17 protein-coding genes are annotated in these 15,237 nt (G+C 42.5%); 4 read left to right on the plus strand and 13 right to left on the minus strand.

Features of this window, described 5'->3' with window-relative positions:
• Positions 1-21: 21 nt before the first annotated feature.
• Positions 22-642 (minus strand): hypothetical protein, encoded by a 621-nt coding sequence (locus tag CQ839_RS19980; protein WP_103670059.1) that lies wholly within the window; start codon positions 640-642, stop codon positions 22-24.
• A gap of 130 nt (positions 643-772) precedes the next feature.
• On the opposite strand from CQ839_RS19980, the gene CQ839_RS19985 reads away from it, so the two are divergent.
• Complete coding sequence (locus tag CQ839_RS19985; RefSeq protein ID WP_103670060.1) at positions 773-1,723, plus strand: histone deacetylase; 951 nt, start codon at positions 773-775, stop codon at positions 1,721-1,723.
• 69 nt (positions 1,724-1,792) lie between these two features.
• Here CQ839_RS19985 and rpsR read toward each other — a convergent pair whose 3' ends face one another.
• The gene (rpsR, locus tag CQ839_RS19990) at positions 1,793-2,014 is read right to left on the minus strand and encodes a 30S ribosomal protein S18 (protein ID WP_055074037.1); all 222 of its coding nucleotides are present in this window, start codon (positions 2,012-2,014) and stop codon (positions 1,793-1,795) included.
• Between the two features lie 44 nt (positions 2,015-2,058).
• Positions 2,059-2,253, minus strand: coding sequence for a 50S ribosomal protein L33 (rpmG, locus tag CQ839_RS19995; protein WP_094535841.1), 195 nt, complete (start codon positions 2,251-2,253; stop codon positions 2,059-2,061).
• A 239-nt stretch (positions 2,254-2,492) separates the two neighbouring features.
• Here rpmG and CQ839_RS20000 point away from each other — a divergent pair, with 239 nt between their 5' ends.
• The gene (locus tag CQ839_RS20000; protein WP_258040806.1) at positions 2,493-3,530 is read left to right on the plus strand and encodes an aromatic ring-hydroxylating dioxygenase subunit alpha; all 1,038 of its coding nucleotides are present in this window, start codon (positions 2,493-2,495) and stop codon (positions 3,528-3,530) included.
• Between the two features lie 88 nt (positions 3,531-3,618).
• Here the strand turns inward: CQ839_RS20000 and CQ839_RS20005 are convergent, their stop codons facing one another.
• From CQ839_RS20005 to nblS, 7 genes are all read right to left on the minus strand, one after another.
• Positions 3,619-4,236, minus strand: coding sequence for a hypothetical protein (locus CQ839_RS20005; protein WP_103670062.1), 618 nt, complete (start codon positions 4,234-4,236; stop codon positions 3,619-3,621).
• A gap of 136 nt (positions 4,237-4,372) precedes the next feature.
• Entirely contained in the window at positions 4,373-5,419 is a 1,047-nt protein-coding gene (locus tag CQ839_RS20010) for a DUF3326 domain-containing protein (protein ID WP_103670063.1), read from the minus strand.
• Between the two features lie 5 nt (positions 5,420-5,424).
• Complete coding sequence (locus CQ839_RS20015) at positions 5,425-5,679, minus strand: Txe/YoeB family addiction module toxin (protein WP_103670064.1); 255 nt, start codon at positions 5,677-5,679, stop codon at positions 5,425-5,427.
• Positions 5,676-5,927: a type II toxin-antitoxin system Phd/YefM family antitoxin gene (locus tag CQ839_RS20020; protein WP_103670065.1), complete on the minus strand. Its 252-nt coding sequence runs from the start codon at positions 5,925-5,927 to the stop codon at positions 5,676-5,678. The genes CQ839_RS20015 and CQ839_RS20020 overlap by 4 nt, the downstream gene beginning before the upstream one ends.
• Before the next feature lie 44 nt (positions 5,928-5,971).
• Positions 5,972-6,736, minus strand: coding sequence for an ABC transporter ATP-binding protein (locus CQ839_RS20025; protein ID WP_103670066.1), 765 nt, complete (start codon positions 6,734-6,736; stop codon positions 5,972-5,974).
• A gap of 22 nt (positions 6,737-6,758) precedes the next feature.
• Positions 6,759-7,589: an Rpn family recombination-promoting nuclease/putative transposase gene (locus CQ839_RS20030; RefSeq protein ID WP_103670067.1), complete on the minus strand. Its 831-nt coding sequence runs from the start codon at positions 7,587-7,589 to the stop codon at positions 6,759-6,761.
• A gap of 4 nt (positions 7,590-7,593) precedes the next feature.
• Complete coding sequence (gene nblS / locus CQ839_RS20035) at positions 7,594-9,570, minus strand: two-component system sensor histidine kinase NblS (RefSeq protein WP_103670068.1); 1,977 nt, start codon at positions 9,568-9,570, stop codon at positions 7,594-7,596.
• Positions 9,571-9,651: 81 nt separating this feature from the next.
• On the opposite strand from nblS, the gene CQ839_RS20040 reads away from it, so the two are divergent.
• Together CQ839_RS20040 and radC are read left to right on the plus strand one after the other, a co-directional pair.
• Complete coding sequence (locus tag CQ839_RS20040) at positions 9,652-11,256, plus strand: hypothetical protein (RefSeq protein ID WP_181016266.1); 1,605 nt, start codon at positions 9,652-9,654, stop codon at positions 11,254-11,256.
• Positions 11,257-11,528: 272 nt separating this feature from the next.
• Positions 11,529-12,263 (plus strand): DNA repair protein RadC, encoded by a 735-nt coding sequence (gene radC, locus CQ839_RS20045; protein ID WP_103670070.1) that lies wholly within the window; start codon positions 11,529-11,531, stop codon positions 12,261-12,263.
• A 103-nt stretch (positions 12,264-12,366) separates the two neighbouring features.
• Here radC and CQ839_RS20050 read toward each other — a convergent pair whose 3' ends face one another.
• From CQ839_RS20050 to CQ839_RS20060, 3 genes are all read right to left on the minus strand, one after another.
• Positions 12,367-12,813 (minus strand): Spy/CpxP family protein refolding chaperone, encoded by a 447-nt coding sequence (locus CQ839_RS20050; RefSeq protein WP_103670071.1) that lies wholly within the window; start codon positions 12,811-12,813, stop codon positions 12,367-12,369.
• Between the two features lie 117 nt (positions 12,814-12,930).
• Positions 12,931-13,353 (minus strand): hypothetical protein, encoded by a 423-nt coding sequence (locus CQ839_RS20055; RefSeq protein WP_219817823.1) that lies wholly within the window; start codon positions 13,351-13,353, stop codon positions 12,931-12,933.
• Positions 13,354-13,572: 219 nt separating this feature from the next.
• Complete coding sequence (locus tag CQ839_RS20060) at positions 13,573-15,234, minus strand: YARHG domain-containing protein (RefSeq protein WP_103670072.1); 1,662 nt, start codon at positions 15,232-15,234, stop codon at positions 13,573-13,575.
• Between the last annotated feature and the right edge of the window lie 3 nt (positions 15,235-15,237).

The raw sequence follows: 15,237 nt of genomic DNA on the forward strand, positions 1-15,237 counted from the left end.
CGGCACTAACTAAAAAGAAAGTTAGACGGGGCGGACAAACCATAAACTACGTTTGCCATCGTGAGAAATACAATCCAGAATCAGGTCTTTGACCTTAATTGGTAAGCGCCCACTCCTACGCGATCGCCGTAAACTACTGGGGGAACATTCCAGAATTTTGGCAATCTCGGTAGTTGTCCAGAGTCGAGTAAACAAATCATCTGGGAAAGAAGACATACTCAGAGCTAGATCTTTCCATGCCTGAACATAAATTTCAGTTGCATCAGTATGCTGGATTATTGTTTCATTGTCATTGCTATTGTCTAGCTCCACAAGAGCAGGAGGTCTAGGATCTAATTCACCAAAAATATCAGTATCAATATAAACTTGGACATTGAAGATATCATCCCAACTTTTAAGAAATGCCTCCTCATTCACTATTTCCAAATTATTTTGATCGCTTCCCAAAGATAGACCTGCAAAAGATTGTACCTCTGTATCTCTTTTTACTGTAGAGATAAGGTTTTTTAGAGATTCGATTATATTTTGTTTGTTATGTTTTTTGTAGAGACGAATGATCTCTTGGATATACAGAGCAAGCTCTTTTGGGACAGCTTGCATCTCGACATCTGATTGCTGCGTTGTAGGTAAGGGATCAACCACATGAAAGACCCAAGTAAAATTGCTGTGGAACAATAAAAGATTTCAAATAAATCCACGATTTTAAAAGTATAACGCTAGTCTCTATGGTGACAACAACTATTCACTGATTTGGTGATCAGCAAAAGCACGTATGTTTTCAAACAACCTTTCAATCTCTTCAAAATTTACCAATAAATTCCCAATAATTTATTCTGATCGTTTTTTGAGTCATGATACTGGGCTTTATCATCCAGAAAAATCTGGTCGGCTTACAGCGATAGTTGAGGCTCTCAAAAATTCAGCGATCGCAACGCAATTAACTTGGCAAGAACCAACCTATCGGCAAAGCATCTTAAAAGAAGTACTTCGCTTTCATACTCAAGAATATCTTGAAACTTTGCAAGCAATTACTGAGCGTGGCGGAGGTTATATAGACGGAGATACGATCGCGTCAGCGCAAACTTACGATGTGGCACTACTTGCCCTGAGTGCTTGGCTTGATGGTGTTGATCTAGTTCTAGAGTCAGGTCGCCCCGCTTTTGTACTAGCACGTCCGCCTGGTCATCATGCTCGTGCTCATTCAGGGATGGGATTTTGCATTTTTGGTAATGCCGCGATCGCAGCGATGTCTGCGATTGATCGATTACATCTCCAGCGTGTTGCCATCCTCGACTGGGATGTCCATCACGGTAATGGCACACAGGAGGCAGTTTGGGATCGTCCTGATATTGCCTATATCTCTACGCACCAAGCACCGTTTTATCCGATGACAGGTCGCAAAGATGAGACAGGAAATCATGACAATATTTTGAATATCCCAATGCGATCGGGTTCAGCGATCGCGGAATATTTACCCGTGTTTGAAAATCAGATCATGCCGTTTTTACGAAATTTCAATCCTGACTTATTAATTGTCAGCGCAGGATTTGATGCTAATGCTGACGATCCTTTAGCTAGTATTTTGCTGAAGCCAGAAGATTTTGGCACATTTACTAAAATGTGTTTAGATCTAACCCCAAAGATCTTATTTGGGTTAGAAGGCGGCTATGACTTTGATAGTCTTTCGCAATCAGTCATTGCGGTAATCGAGCAATGCCTATAAAAAAAGAGAGACGCATCGCGTCTCTCTTTTTTTTGAAAAAGTAAAGGACGCATCGCGTCCTTATACTTTTTAACCTTCTTTGTTGATGAAAGGCAGTAACGCAACTACACGGGCTTGTTTAATCGCTGTCGTCAATGCACGCTGTTGCTTTGCAGTTAAACCTGTAATGCGGCGAGGCAAAATCTTGCCGCGCTCAGTGATGTATTTACGCAGTAATTCGACATCTTTATAGTCGATTTTGGCAGCAGGCGCGATCGGGGAGAGGCGCTTGCGATAAAAAGAGGAGTTCATTGCCATGATTGGGATTACGCGGTTTTAGTTATTGGATTAGTGGACTATTTGATTTCTTTATGAACGGTATGAGAGTTGCAATGAGGGCAGAACTTTTTGAGTTCTAATCTTGCGGTTGTATTACGACGATTTTTCATAGTCGTATAACGAGACACACCAGGCGATCGCTTGTTAGCATTAGTGCGACATTCGGTGCACTCTAATGTAACTACGAGACGGACACCTTTGTTTTTAGCCATTTTTTTAGTTGTGAGATTACTTAAAAGTGCGATCTACAATTGTTACACAGAAATATACCAATTTTCAATTTAGAATCCAGAAACTTTTTAAAAAGGCTGCTTTTTAGCCATTTCAAAAACTTTTCAGAGTCCAAATTGAGTTCAAAGTTGAGCAATTGGATTCGTGCAAAGTTATACAGAATAGATTTTTATATCGCTGTAACGTCAGGCTTGTAGATCAATGCACAAGAGTGATGTTTATGGTAGCAACCCAAGAAGTATATTTGCCACGCAATTGCACCTTTAGCCCAACTGATTGGCATGCGCTTGCGCCCTTCTGGTATCCTGTTGCCTTCTCCCATGAAATCACAACCGAAAAGCCCTATGGCACGCATCTATTAGACGAGCGCTTAGTAATCTATCGAGTTTCCGATGGTACGATTATCGTTGCCAAAGATCTATGCCTACATCGAGGCGCACCCCTAAGCTTGGGCTGGATTGAAAACGATCGCCTCGTTTGCCCCTATCATGGTGTGCAATATGACTGCGATGCCAAATGTGTCTTTATTCCTGCTCAGCCCGATGCCACAATTCCATTAAGACTCAAGCTTAAGACCTATCCAGTTATGGAACGCTATGGTTTAGTCTGGACAAGATTGGTAGACAATGGTTCAGTTCCATTTCCTGAATTGGCTGAATGGGAAGATCCAGATTATATTCAGGTACTGCCCAATTCTGTTGATTTGGATGCGGCAGCAGGTCGGCAAGTAGAAGGATTCTTGGATGTCAGTCATTTTGCCTTTATTCATGCTAAATCCTTTGGCGAAGCTGATAATCCAGAAGTTCCAGACTATACCATTGAGCAAACTAGCTCTGGATTCAGAGCTGACTATATCAGCTCTGTTAGTAACTATGCTCATGGCATGAAGCATTTAGCTCCACCAGATTTTTCGTGGCGCAGACTATTTGAACTATTTGTTCCTTTCACCGCCAAATTAACCGTCTTTTTCCCTCATGGGAAACTCCATGTTCTCAATGCGGCTTCCCCAATCTCTGCCCGTAAAACTCGATTATTCGTGCCGATTTGTCGGAACTTCGATAAAGATGCTCCACTACAAGATACCCTCGATTTTAATGATCAGGTGTTTTATGAGGACAAGGCGATCGTTGAGGAGCAATGGCCTGAAGATTTGCCCATTTGCCTTGCTGATGAGGTACATATTGCAGGTGATAAAAGCTCGATCACTTTTCGGAAAAAGCTAGCAGCGATCGGCTTAGGCAAATCTTTCACTTCCTAGTTTGATATTAATATTCGTGCTGCAAAATGGGAAGAATCGCAAAGCGATTCTTCCCATTTTGCGGTTTGCGATCGCATTGCTGGATAAATTATTTACCTGAATAAGGTAGTGAGGAGTGGTGAACAATAATGCGTAGCTTACCAGTATCGTCCTTAAAGAACTGCCAAGTTTTGTCTACGGTGATCACATTGCCATCTTTATCGGTAAGAGTCACTTTACCCATAGAAGTAGCCGTATCGCCAGAAATAAAGATTCCAATATTCTTACTCTCTACTTTTCGCCAACCATTCAAAGCAAAACCTTTATCTCTCGGAAATGTAGGATCATCGCCGACAAAATAAGCCAGAGCGCTTGCACGGGTAGTTCGGAATGTCTGGGGAGCTGTAGTGAGTGTTGGCTTGAAAAGAACAAGTCCAAATTGGTAACCGTAGGCTTCGTCAATTACCTTTCCAGCTAATGCTTTAGCAGCATCTTTTCCCTCAGTCTCGTATGTCTTGGAAATAGATACCAATGCGTCCCCCCAAGCTTTTTGGGCTGCTAAAACCTCGCTTTCAGTAATTGCTCTGTTTACAATAGTTGTCTTCAGGCTTGAAGGAGCTATTGTGCTACTAGGTTGTGCAACAGCTGTCTGAACTACTAATAGAGCCTCAGAAGCAAATATAACTGTAGCAAACAATGCTGAAACGCTAGTCTTCCAAAATTTCATAATTGTTATAGTTTGGGAATATTATCTAGCTAATCGTCCCATAAATTCTGCACTTAAAACTGCAAAATATCGCTTAATAGTCTAGATTTGTTGCCACAGCGATATTCCCCGCAACGTTTATTCATAAAAATATCGTTTATATCCGTAAGCTTTGAGGATTAATTCCAGATTTAATCGCGGTTAAAACCCCGATCGCTTCCCAATAATTTTCAACTTGAATACCTTTTAAGCCCAACATTTCAGGCGTAACATTCAATGCTGTTTGATTTTCTCTAACAAAAATAGTCTGCACATGGGGAAGTGGATTAAGTGCTAGTAAACCTGCGCCGCCACAGGCACTATAGGGAGTGACGATCGCATCAATATGATCGGCTGTCAAATCACCAGCATTAAATAAATCTGGCGATGTAATGATTTTTGGGGCGCGGCTCAAGCCAACCAATACACAAGGCAAAAACGTATAACCTAATTCTTCGGCAGCAGCGCGAGGCGAAACGCTCGGATCTAGTGGCAATGGTTGCAAAGCAGGAGCATGGGCGCAGGGAATAGCAAATTCTCGCACGATCGCATGACTAATTACGGCTTCGGCTCCCGCAAGCGCATCCACACCTTTACCTTGGCGATAGTTTTGTAATGCTTCGCTATCTGAGTCATCAGGAAATCTTGCCACCACTGCGATCGCTTCGACTTTGGAGACTTTAATTAATTTTTCGGCGGCTCTTAATAAGCTATCGAGATTCGCGATCGTTCCCCATGTCGCGCCAGAGGCTCCCGATCGCAGTTCTACACCAAGAGGCTGATCGGTAACGAGAATATCCGTAATATTTAAACCTAACGTGGCTTGAGCAGCTGCGATCGCTTGACGATGACGCAATTCTAAATCTGGCTCCATACTGCGATCGAGAATTACACCAATTCGATTAGCTCGCACAGGACGCAAACCCCAATTCCCCCTTGCCATGCGATCGATCGCATAACCTTCCACATACAAAACATTCGGCATTGACCAATATAAACTCGCGCCGTTTAAGACATTGGGATGCGTAATCACGTTATCAGCTATAGATGCGATCGCTCTCGCCACTGGCAATGCATCCCCTGCATAGCCACCAATAGCAGCATTAATTCCCGTTGGAACAAGCAGTAAGACATTAAAACCTTGAGAAGTAGATTGTAGTTGCATGAGACTTAGTAATGATAGCGAAGTTGAGCAACTAGTAAAGAATCAGCTTCAGACTTGTAAATAATGCGATGCTCGTCAGTAATACGTCTTGACCAATACCCTGAAAAGCCATGTTTTAAGGCTTCTGGTTTACCAATCCCCTCATAGGGATTACGTTGAATTTCTTTGATCAGCATATTAATCCGTTTGAGGATTTTAGAATCAGTGCGTTGCCAATAGAGATAATCTTCCCATGCATCGTCAGAGAAAGTTATCGTCATTCGACAAGTTCTCTCTGCTTGCCCTTGCCAGATTCTAGATCAGCGATCGACCGAATCAATCTCTGAGCATTTTTGGGACTACGCAGAAGATAAGCAGTTTCTGTAAGAGATTCATAATCTTCAAGCGACATAATCACCACCGAATTTTGATTCTGGCGAGTGACAATTACAGGATCATGATCATCACAAACCTTTTCTAAAGTTTTGGCAAGATTGTTGCGTACATAGGTATAAGTAACTGCGTTCATGTCAATCACCTAACGAATATTTATGTACAATACATTGTACATGTCTACGAGCCCAAATACGCCTCTAAAACTTTAGGATCACTTTGAACTTCAGAGGGTGAGCCATCGGCGAGATTGTGACCTTCGGCTAAGACCCAGACGCGATCGCACAGGGACATAATCACATCCATATTGTGTTCAATAATCAAAAAGCTCATTCCCTCTTGATTCCACTTGTGGATATAGCAGCAAATCTCCTCAATCAAAGCAGGATTTACACCCGCCGCAGGTTCATCGAGCAAAATCAATTTAGGGTCAGTCATCAAAGCGCGAGCAATTTCTAATAATTTGCGCTGTCCACCCGATAGACAACCTGCAAAATCATCTTCCATTCTAATTAAGCCCACAGACTCAAGAATATGTCTGGCTTTTTCGCGGTTCTCTCGCTCTTGAACAGCAATTTTTTGTCCTTGAAACCAAGTGTTCCAAAACTTTTCGCCCACCTGATCTTGAGCGGCTAGCAACATATTTTCTAGCACTGATAACCGCGACAACACACGCGGCACTTGAAAGGTGCGGATCATACCAAGTTTAGCGATCGCATGGGGTGGTTTGCCTTGGATTGGCAATCCATTAAACTGCACCGTACCGCGATCGGGCTTAAGGAAGTTGGAGAGCAGTCCAAAAAATGTAGTTTTACCTGCACCATTGGGACCAATTAGCCCTGTGATACTTCCCGCAGGTACTTCGATTTGAGCGTTACTGACAGCATGAATGCCACCAAAGGATTTCGAGATGTTTTCAGCTTTGAGGATTGGCGCTAGGAACATAGAAAATTAGAGCTTGGTTTAATTAGTGATTATTCAGGTTAGCTTTTGGCTTTTGTCCCTTTTTTGTGGATAGTTTTTGCAGTTTTAGGATTTGTTTTACGGTTAGCCCAGTTAACTGAGCTACCAAATCTGGAGACATATTAGATCGCAGCATGTTTAGAGCTATTTGATTAGCTGCTTCAACCTTACCTTTGGCTAAACCCTCAGCTTTTCCTTTAGTTAAGCCTTCGCGCAAAATTTCTTGATAAACTACTGACTCTTCCATGATTTCACTCCTAAGTAATCGTTGAATTACTTCATGATCTAATGCTAGCCCAGAAATAATTGCTGTGGCAGCAGTGACATTACTTTTAACTTTTCGATCTTCAATATTGTCGATTAATTTGGCAACTTCTCGTAAGGTTTCGCTGGGATTACCTGTTTTTGTTAGAACTGCCAGAGGTAAAAGCCCTTGATACTGTTGAAAAGGTTCGGTGGGTTGTTCCCATAGTCGAATTACATTAAATTCATGATTTAGCTTGTTTGTTTTAAAGTTGGTTTGATACGCAAGTGTTGATTTTGTTGGTCTTAAGTAGATTACGGTTTGATGAATTTCTTTGGCGGGATATTTACCGTAAAGCCTCAAATAGTAATTTGCCATCCGATAAGGCATTATGTCATCGGTTTTGGTTTGAAACTCCAGATGCATAATAACTGCTGAGGATTCTAGAAGAATAACTGAATCGGCACGAATCGGATCGACTGAGAGTTCCGATGGTTCGAGTTTGGTTAGGGCGATCGGTTTCCCCAGCAGCCAAGTAGCAAAGTCGGTGGGGAAATTTTCAACTAAGAATTTACAGGTATTGTCATACATCGCGCTATACCGACATTGCTTGCACAGGTGCTGCGATCGCATTAACTACAGGTAACTCACACCGATCTTGATACACGCTTAGATCAAACCAGAATGTACTACCAACGCCAACTTCACTCTTGATATGAATCTCACTGTGATGTTTCTCAATGATATTACGCACAATCGATAGACCTAGTCCCGTCCCTTCGAGCGTATGCACTTTATCCTCTACGCGATAAAAACGATCAAAAATGCGATCGCAATCTTCGGCAGGAATGCCATAGCCAGTATCCTCAACCTCGACCCGCACATAATTGACGACACGATGGGGTTGAGTGGTAGTTTGATCTTGCCAAGGATAGATCCGAACCGTGACCTTGCCGCCAGTTTCGGTGAACTTTAAAGCATTCCCAACTAAGTTGTATAAAACCTGCAATATCAAATCATAATTCCCCCAAATCCTTTCGAGGTTGGGCGAAATTTCATGCAATAGCTCAACACCCTTAGAAGAAGCATTGAGCTTGTAAGTCCGCACCGTTTGCTCAATCGTCTCAGATAAGTCGATCGCCGTGAAATGATATTGACGACCTGACTCTAAGCGAGATAGATCCAACACATCATTCACAAGGCGTGTCAGGCGATCGGTTTCATTATTGGCTGTACCGAGAAATTCTTTCTTCTGATCATCACTCAGTTCATCACCATATTCGTGCAAAGTCTCAATAAAAGACTTGATATTAAACAAAGGTGTGCGTAATTCATGGCTGACATTGCTAATAAATCGACTCTGCGCTGCATTTAGCTCCACCTCACGGGTGATGTCCTGAATCGTAATTGCTATCCCCTTAATTGCATTACTGGAGCTGAGCACACTCGTAATCCAAATCCTAAAAGCATGGGCAAGCACTGAGTCGCCCTTCTCACCAGAAGCCATAATCCGAAATTCGCCGCCCTCGCGATCGCCTGTGGCAATTTGCATGAGCGATCGCCCTAAGTCAGCACTGAGTCGCTCTGGCAAAATGTTCAAAATGCTTTTGCCTTGCCATGTATTTTTATCTAAATCCTGATCCCACCCCATAATCTTGATCGCCGCAGGATTGGCAAGCACGATTCGCATATCTGAGTCGAGTAACAATGCGCCATCTGCGATCGTCGATACTAGAGTTTCCAGCTTCGCCTTTTCAGCAGTCAACTCTTCGATATTTTGCTCTTCGTATTTTTTCAGCCGTTGCGCCATCTCATTAAAGCTACGGATTAATTCCCCAAGCTCCCCACCAAAAGGCAAATCGATCCGTTGCTTGAAATTGCCACTAGCAATATTTTGTACCCCCGCCACCAATTCCCTGAGTGGTCGAGTAATCGTCACTGAGTTTGAGGCTGCCCCCAAAATCACCATCGCCCAGATCGACACAAATACTGCTGTTGTCACATCTAGAGTCAGGCTCGACGAAGCAACCGCTGTCGGGTTAGGGTTGATGCCGATCGCAATAATTCCTAAAGCTTTGCCGTCGTGCTGCAAATTGACAAATATATCGGTGACTTCCCCCTGTGGCGTGACATGTTGCCTTACCAAAGGGCGATCGGGACGCATCATCGGATCTTCAGGTAACTGAATGCGTCGCCTGATACTTAAAGAATTTTTTACCTCATTAGAGTTAAATGGAATCCCGTAAAAAATCTCACCATCGGGATCAGCGTAGAGAATATAGCGAATGCTAGAGCTACTTTCGTAAAATTCTTTAGATAGACGAGTTACTTCTTGAAGATCATTTTTGGCTACCAAGGGGGCAACATTAGCTGCAAGTAACAAACCTAAATCCTTACCAAAGCGCGTATCATTGAGTCGAGCATCAGTCTGAATATCATTGACAGCCCAAAAGGTGACAGCACTCATCAACAAAGAAACTAATAGCGTAATCAAAGCCATTAGCTTAGTTTGTAAAGAAAACTCTGTCCACCAACGTCTGGGTGTATTGTAAATTTGAGGCAAAAAGTTCATCTTTTTGTAGTCATTTGGTTGGATATTGTTGGATATTTGTTGGATATTTGTTGGATATTTGTATGGCTTTTCGTTTAATATGTGCGATCGAAACGCAAGGATGAGGATCTCAAGATGGATGAGGCTAGCATTGTCAATGCGATAGAGGCAGACCTTCAAAACTATAAGGTAAAAACTCAAATCCGCCGCAAAGAATCTCAGTTGCATGTTCTGATTACCAGAGCAGATGGCGATGATGTTGACTATGCCTCCCTCTATAATATTGTGAAACGCTGTATTGATAAGCTACCAATCGAGGGGGTAGATAGCTTAGTTGTGTATGGTAGATTATCTGGGGCAAAGCATCCCGAATGGCATAGAACGGCAGAGATTAAGCCACCTTTACCTTTAATTGAACTTGATCTTGAAGAATTAGAGGAATTTGGCGATATCAATAACATTCAGAATCCGTCATTTCTCCCTGACAATGATGAGACAGAGATTCAGTCGGCAAATCTTGAGCCTGATCACGACTTAAAAAGCTTTAAGAGTAGTATCGATAATGATCTAAAGGCTGCTGCCAATAAAGCTGTCCATCAAACTAATAAAAATGAAATTAATAATATTAAGAATGAAGATTTTGGCTTAGACAATCTGGAATTGCAATCATTTAACCTAGAGCCTCTCCAGCAAAATACGTTTGCTCTAGAGTCTTTTGAGACAGATCCTTTTGAAGTAAATATTCAAGAATCCAAATCGCAATCGCCTATAGAGAAAAAAAACTCTTGGGCTGATAGGGATGAAGACTTTACTTTCGATTCTCCAACTGTGGCAGCAAAGCCAATGCCATTGCCACCGCCACCAACGGTTAGGCGCACTACTAAAAAACCTATCGATAAGATCCAAACCGAAAATGAACCGATAAAAACTGCTTACCCTAAGGATAAGTCTTTACTTCTTTCTATAGCTTTTGCCGTGGCTGCGATCGGCATCGTCGGAATTTGTGGATGGCTAGTGTGGGATCGTTCTAATCAGCAACAATATCTAGCTAATGCAAGGAACTTTAGTAATCAAGATATTAATCCCAAGAAAATCACGAAACTAGAAACGCTCACAGGAACACGTAATCGTTTACAAACGATCATTTCACAGCTGGAAGAAATCTCTGATCGACCTGCTTCTCTATATGCGGATGCACAGGCTGAGTTAGCAACTCTGCGTCCGAAACTTGCCGAGTTCGATCGCAAAATCAATGTTGAACAGACAGCTAATAAAAATCTAGAGTCATCAAAGAATGTCACGATTGAGGCGGCGAAAGCAACTCAAAATCCACCGCACAAGTCAACTGTTTGGAAGTCTGCCCAAGAAAAGCGACAACAGGCTTTAAAGCTTTTAGAGAATGTGACTACTGACTCTGTGCTATATGGCGATGCCCAACAGCGTATCAAGGCTTATCGCGCAGAATTAGTCCAAATCACAAAATGGGTAGAAATCCAACAAAGGGCTGAGACATCAGTAAGTACTGTCAATCCTGCTACTGTAAATCAACTTAAACAGTTGAAATCTAAAGCGCCAGAGAAGCAACAGTTTTTACCGCAATGTCAAGCGATTTTGCAGCCCCAAATTTCTAATGCTGAATCTCAGAGAACTGGATTTCCAGTTCCCGTTTTGACTAGCTATCTATGTGCTTATTTCTGGGATTCATAGAAAGCGCTAATGACTCAACCACAACTTACTCAACTTGAAAGTAAGTAGATGGACATAATTAATTAAAATCCAAACTCGTAAGGTTTCGTCCCTGCGAGGCACATCCTCGCGAGTTTGGATAATTTATTTTGCACAAGCATAGCTGCCACAAAGTGTCTTAGGACAAATCAATCATTTCTATATGACTCTTACATCTCTCTTTTTTCTGGGTTTTTATTAGCAATTACGATAAAATACAGAAAATATTCTTGCAACACTAGGTGCGATTTTAGATGACTTATTCTCTGCGAATTGTGGATATGGCTGAAAGCGATCGCCCCCGCGAAAGGCTACTCAGTCAGGGAGTTCGCAGTTTATCTAATGCAGAATTAATCGCAATTTTATTAGGGACAGGTCAGGGACCAGGTAAACTCTCAGCAGTGGGCTTAGGACAGCTAATCTTACAAACCATTGGCAAAGATCGCACCAGTGATCCTGTGGCAGCTTTGCAGACTGTCTCACCACAGGAACTAATGCAAATCGAAGGAGTTGGCCCCGCAAAAGCAACGTCAATCTTAGCTGCGATCGAGTTAGGCAAGAGGGCACTCTATGCCAAGCCTCCAGATTTGACCGAAGTAACTGATCCATCAGTGGCAGCAGCAGCACTCAGTCAAGACCTGATGTGGCAACCCCAAGAGCGCCTTGCTGTAGTAATGCTCGACAACAAAAATCGGATTATCGCCCAGCGCATTATTACCATCGGCACAGCGACAGAAACCCTCGCTCATCCCCGTGATATTTTCCGAGAGGTTCTCAAAAGCGGTGCAGTGCGTCTAATTGTGGCGCACAATCATCCATCGGGAAATACATCTCCAAGTCCCGAAGACATCACGCTTACACGCCAATTACTTGAAGCAGCAAGAATGCTGAGCATTCCACTTTTGGATCATTTGATTTTAGGAAATGGAACCTTTTCCAGTATTCGCGAAACTTCAACATTATGGAAAGAAGTTCCCCAAACAGAATAAAAACCAATAATTTTTAAAAGTGTTGCAGAGCAACACTTTTAAAAATTATTGGTTTTTATTTCAGCGCAAAGCGCTGTAAATGTAGGGACTAGCGAGGACTTCCTTAACGAGTCGTGCCGCGATTTGATTGGCGTTGTTGCTTCATTTGCTCAAGTTGTTGTTGCTGAGCAGGAGTCAAAACATTCTTCATTTGCGCCTTGGTGTCTTCTGCGATCGCCTTCATTTGTTGCTTTTGAGCATCGGTTAGATTCAGAGACTTGCGTACACCCTTGCGATCGCCAGATTGACGAGCTTGTTCCATAATTGCGCGTTGTTCAGCAGTCAAAACAGCTTGGCTACGAGCTTTGGCACTTTCGCGAATAGACTTCATTTGTGCCTTTTGGGCTTCAGTCAAATTCAACTGTTTCCAGCCTTCGCCTTGACGGGGCTTGCGTTTTTCGGTGCTATTTTGAGTGGTATTTTGTGCAGCAACGAGATTTGGAATTGCCACGGCTCCGACTGCCACAGTTACACAAGCGATCGCCAACAATTTTTTGATATTACGAAACATTTGATTTTCCCCTTTGTGAGAAGGCTTAATTATCTGTACGAGGGTTTTGACAAGCGCCACGATCAAAAGGTTCAAAATTAAAAAATTAGATTTGGGCTGCGCCCAAATCTAATTTTTTTAACTGGCACAACTTCTCAAAATTACACCGATAATTATGCCAATCCCGACAAAACGGACGATTTGCCAAAAAGGTTCACGAAAACTACTCCAAGAGAGTAAACGACTTTCAAGATCGGCTTCGATTTGTTCGAGTTGCTCGCTTACTGCTTCTAATTGCTTGAGCAGCTCTTCTTTATGTGGGCTTGTGCGCTCATTGAGAGAATTAGGCTTACGTCGAATTTTTTGATTTTTGTTTCTGTCAGAGCGATCGCTAGAAACATCTTGAAGTTGCTCTCTAATTTGTTCTTTTTGAGTTTGTAATTCGTTCTGCTTGAGCGAATCACGACGAACTTGCAGGAAACGCTGTTCGATTTCTTCTAATAGTCCTTTGGTTTCTTGGAGTTGAGCTTCTATATCGCTCCAATCAGAAATTTCTGTCACAGCATCAATCTAAATAAGTGGGATTTGATGGCGGTGCGCCGCACCGCTAAGTAGCTAAGCAATTAAATATAAAACCCCAAAAACTGTACCGCCCGCGCATCGGGCGGTACAGTTTTTGGATTGGGGTTTTTAATTATGCCAAGATATTTATAAATGAATTTTACCGTGATTGTTGCGATCGCCCATATGTCTATAAAAATACGTGCGCAGCAGGTATTTTTATAGACATATGGGTTTGGTGCGATTAGCCGCGACCCAACCTGCGATCGGTTCAGAAATTTGGAGCCAGCCTTGCTTTTCGCTCTGCACTGTAATTTGTGTGCCATTGTCGAGTTTGCCAATGATCGCAAAATCTACGCCCGCATCTTGACGGACATTAATCGGCGGATTGGGATCAGAAATTAAACGTTTAGTGTAGTCACATAGAGAATTTGAAATATTAGTAGGAGTAGATTGCGACGTATTAGAGTTTCTAGCAAAACGATCTTGAAAATCACGAAGGTACTTCACATTTTTTATTTCCGTTGTGGTTAGAAGATCCTCAGGAAATTTATCAGGTTCATAGATGGGTTTATACCAAGGTTGCATATTGAAATATGACTGCAATTCAGGATCTTTAAAGCGGCGACCATAACGGGCAAAAACTTCATTGCGCATGATATCTAGCTCAAGAGCACTCTTATTCGCTAAATCTTGATCGCCGATCGCACGTTCTGAGAGAAATAGATATTTGGGGCTAGGTAAACTAGCATTAGCGTTAGCATTAATATTAAGATCACTCTTGATTGTGGGTGAAAGACGGAAAAATATCCATACAGCACCAATAGCCACGATCGCCGATATGATCCCCACCGCGATCAGCACCAAGCGATTTTTTTGACTAAATTGTAGATGATCCATTGCTGAGACTTTTGAGGAAACCGTTGTTGCCACATCATCATTTGGATTAAAAGCTGAGACTAGCCCTTGAAAATTAGCCTGCACCGTCGTAGATAAAATTGTGGGTGCGATTGGCGATGCTAATTTTCGTAAATCTGTCAGTACAGCTTCAGCAGACTGATAGCGATCGCGAAAGTCATATTTGACTAACTTATCGATGATCATCGCCAATTCATCGCTGACACTGGCACGATATTTTAAAGCTGCATAGTCAGGAGATGTTCGCCAAGCTAATTCACCTGTTTCTAGATTTTCAGATAACAAATTTGGGGCAACTCCCGTCAGTCCTTGCACTGCGATCGCCCCAACAGCGTAAAGATCACTACAGGGTCTAGGCTTGCCGATCGCTTGCTCATTGGGCATATAGCCATCTGTACCAATGGCAACCGTAGATCCAATATTGGAAACAACCGCCGTTCCCACTTGCTTAACAGCTCCAAAATCGATCAATACTAATTTGCCATCGGTACGCCGACGCATCAAGTTAGCGGGTTTAATATCCCTATGGATCGCGCCCTGTTGATGCACAAAAACGAGGGTTTCTAGTACATCGATCAAAAAAGCGATCGCCTGAGCTTCATTCATCCGCCCCAATGGATAGCCATCAGCAGATCGCTCAATAGAGATGATTTCGTTAGTAAGCTCATAGCCATCGATCAGCTCTTGCACCAAATAAAACTGATGATCTTCTTCAAAATGAGCTAACAAACGAGGAATGCGATCGTGGCTACCAAGCTTATGTAAAACCCTTGCCTCAGTCTCAAATAATCGACTAGCAATTTCCAATACAAAAGTATCGCTAGAAGTAGGCTGGAGTCTTTTAACCACACATTTCTGATGGTCTGGCAACTGCAAGTCTTCAGCCAAATAAGTCTCTCCAAAGCCCCCACTTCCAAGAGCTTGGATGATTTGATATCTCCCACTAATCACTTTGCCAATCATGTG

It is taken from the genome of Pseudanabaena sp. BC1403 (assembly GCF_002914585.1).
In the GTDB taxonomy this organism is placed as follows: Bacteria; Cyanobacteriota; Cyanobacteriia; order Pseudanabaenales; family Pseudanabaenaceae; genus Pseudanabaena.

What these genes read in the sequence shown, in the direction of transcription:
- CQ839_RS20010 (WP_103670063.1), bottom strand. Translation starts at nt 5,419, where the DNA reads ATGCAACTACAATCTACTTCTCAAGGTTTTAATGTCTTACTGCTTGTT.
- CQ839_RS20015 (WP_103670064.1), bottom strand. Translation starts at nt 5,679, where the DNA reads ATGACGATAACTTTCTCTGACGATGCATGGGAAGATTATCTCTATTGG.
- CQ839_RS20005 (WP_103670062.1), bottom strand. Translation starts at nt 4,236, where the DNA reads ATGAAATTTTGGAAGACTAGCGTTTCAGCATTGTTTGCTACAGTTATA.
- CQ839_RS19985 (WP_103670060.1), top strand. Translation starts at nt 773, where the DNA reads ATGTTTTCAAACAACCTTTCAATCTCTTCAAAATTTACCAATAAATTC.
- CQ839_RS20000 (WP_258040806.1), top strand. Translation starts at nt 2,493, where the DNA reads ATGGTAGCAACCCAAGAAGTATATTTGCCACGCAATTGCACCTTTAGC.
- CQ839_RS20030 (WP_103670067.1), bottom strand. Translation starts at nt 7,589, where the DNA reads ATGTATGACAATACCTGTAAATTCTTAGTTGAAAATTTCCCCACCGAC.
- CQ839_RS20050 (WP_103670071.1), bottom strand. Translation starts at nt 12,813, where the DNA reads ATGTTTCGTAATATCAAAAAATTGTTGGCGATCGCTTGTGTAACTGTG.
- CQ839_RS20020 (WP_103670065.1), bottom strand. Translation starts at nt 5,927, where the DNA reads ATGAACGCAGTTACTTATACCTATGTACGCAACAATCTTGCCAAAACT.
- rpsR (WP_055074037.1), bottom strand. Translation starts at nt 2,014, where the DNA reads ATGAACTCCTCTTTTTATCGCAAGCGCCTCTCCCCGATCGCGCCTGCT.
- rpmG (WP_094535841.1), bottom strand. Translation starts at nt 2,253, where the DNA reads ATGGCTAAAAACAAAGGTGTCCGTCTCGTAGTTACATTAGAGTGCACC.
- CQ839_RS20060 (WP_103670072.1), bottom strand. Translation starts at nt 15,234, where the DNA reads ATGATTGGCAAAGTGATTAGTGGGAGATATCAAATCATCCAAGCTCTT.
- CQ839_RS20025 (WP_103670066.1), bottom strand. Translation starts at nt 6,736, where the DNA reads ATGTTCCTAGCGCCAATCCTCAAAGCTGAAAACATCTCGAAATCCTTT.
- radC (WP_103670070.1), top strand. Translation starts at nt 11,529, where the DNA reads ATGACTTATTCTCTGCGAATTGTGGATATGGCTGAAAGCGATCGCCCC.
- nblS (WP_103670068.1), bottom strand. Translation starts at nt 9,570, where the DNA reads ATGAACTTTTTGCCTCAAATTTACAATACACCCAGACGTTGGTGGACA.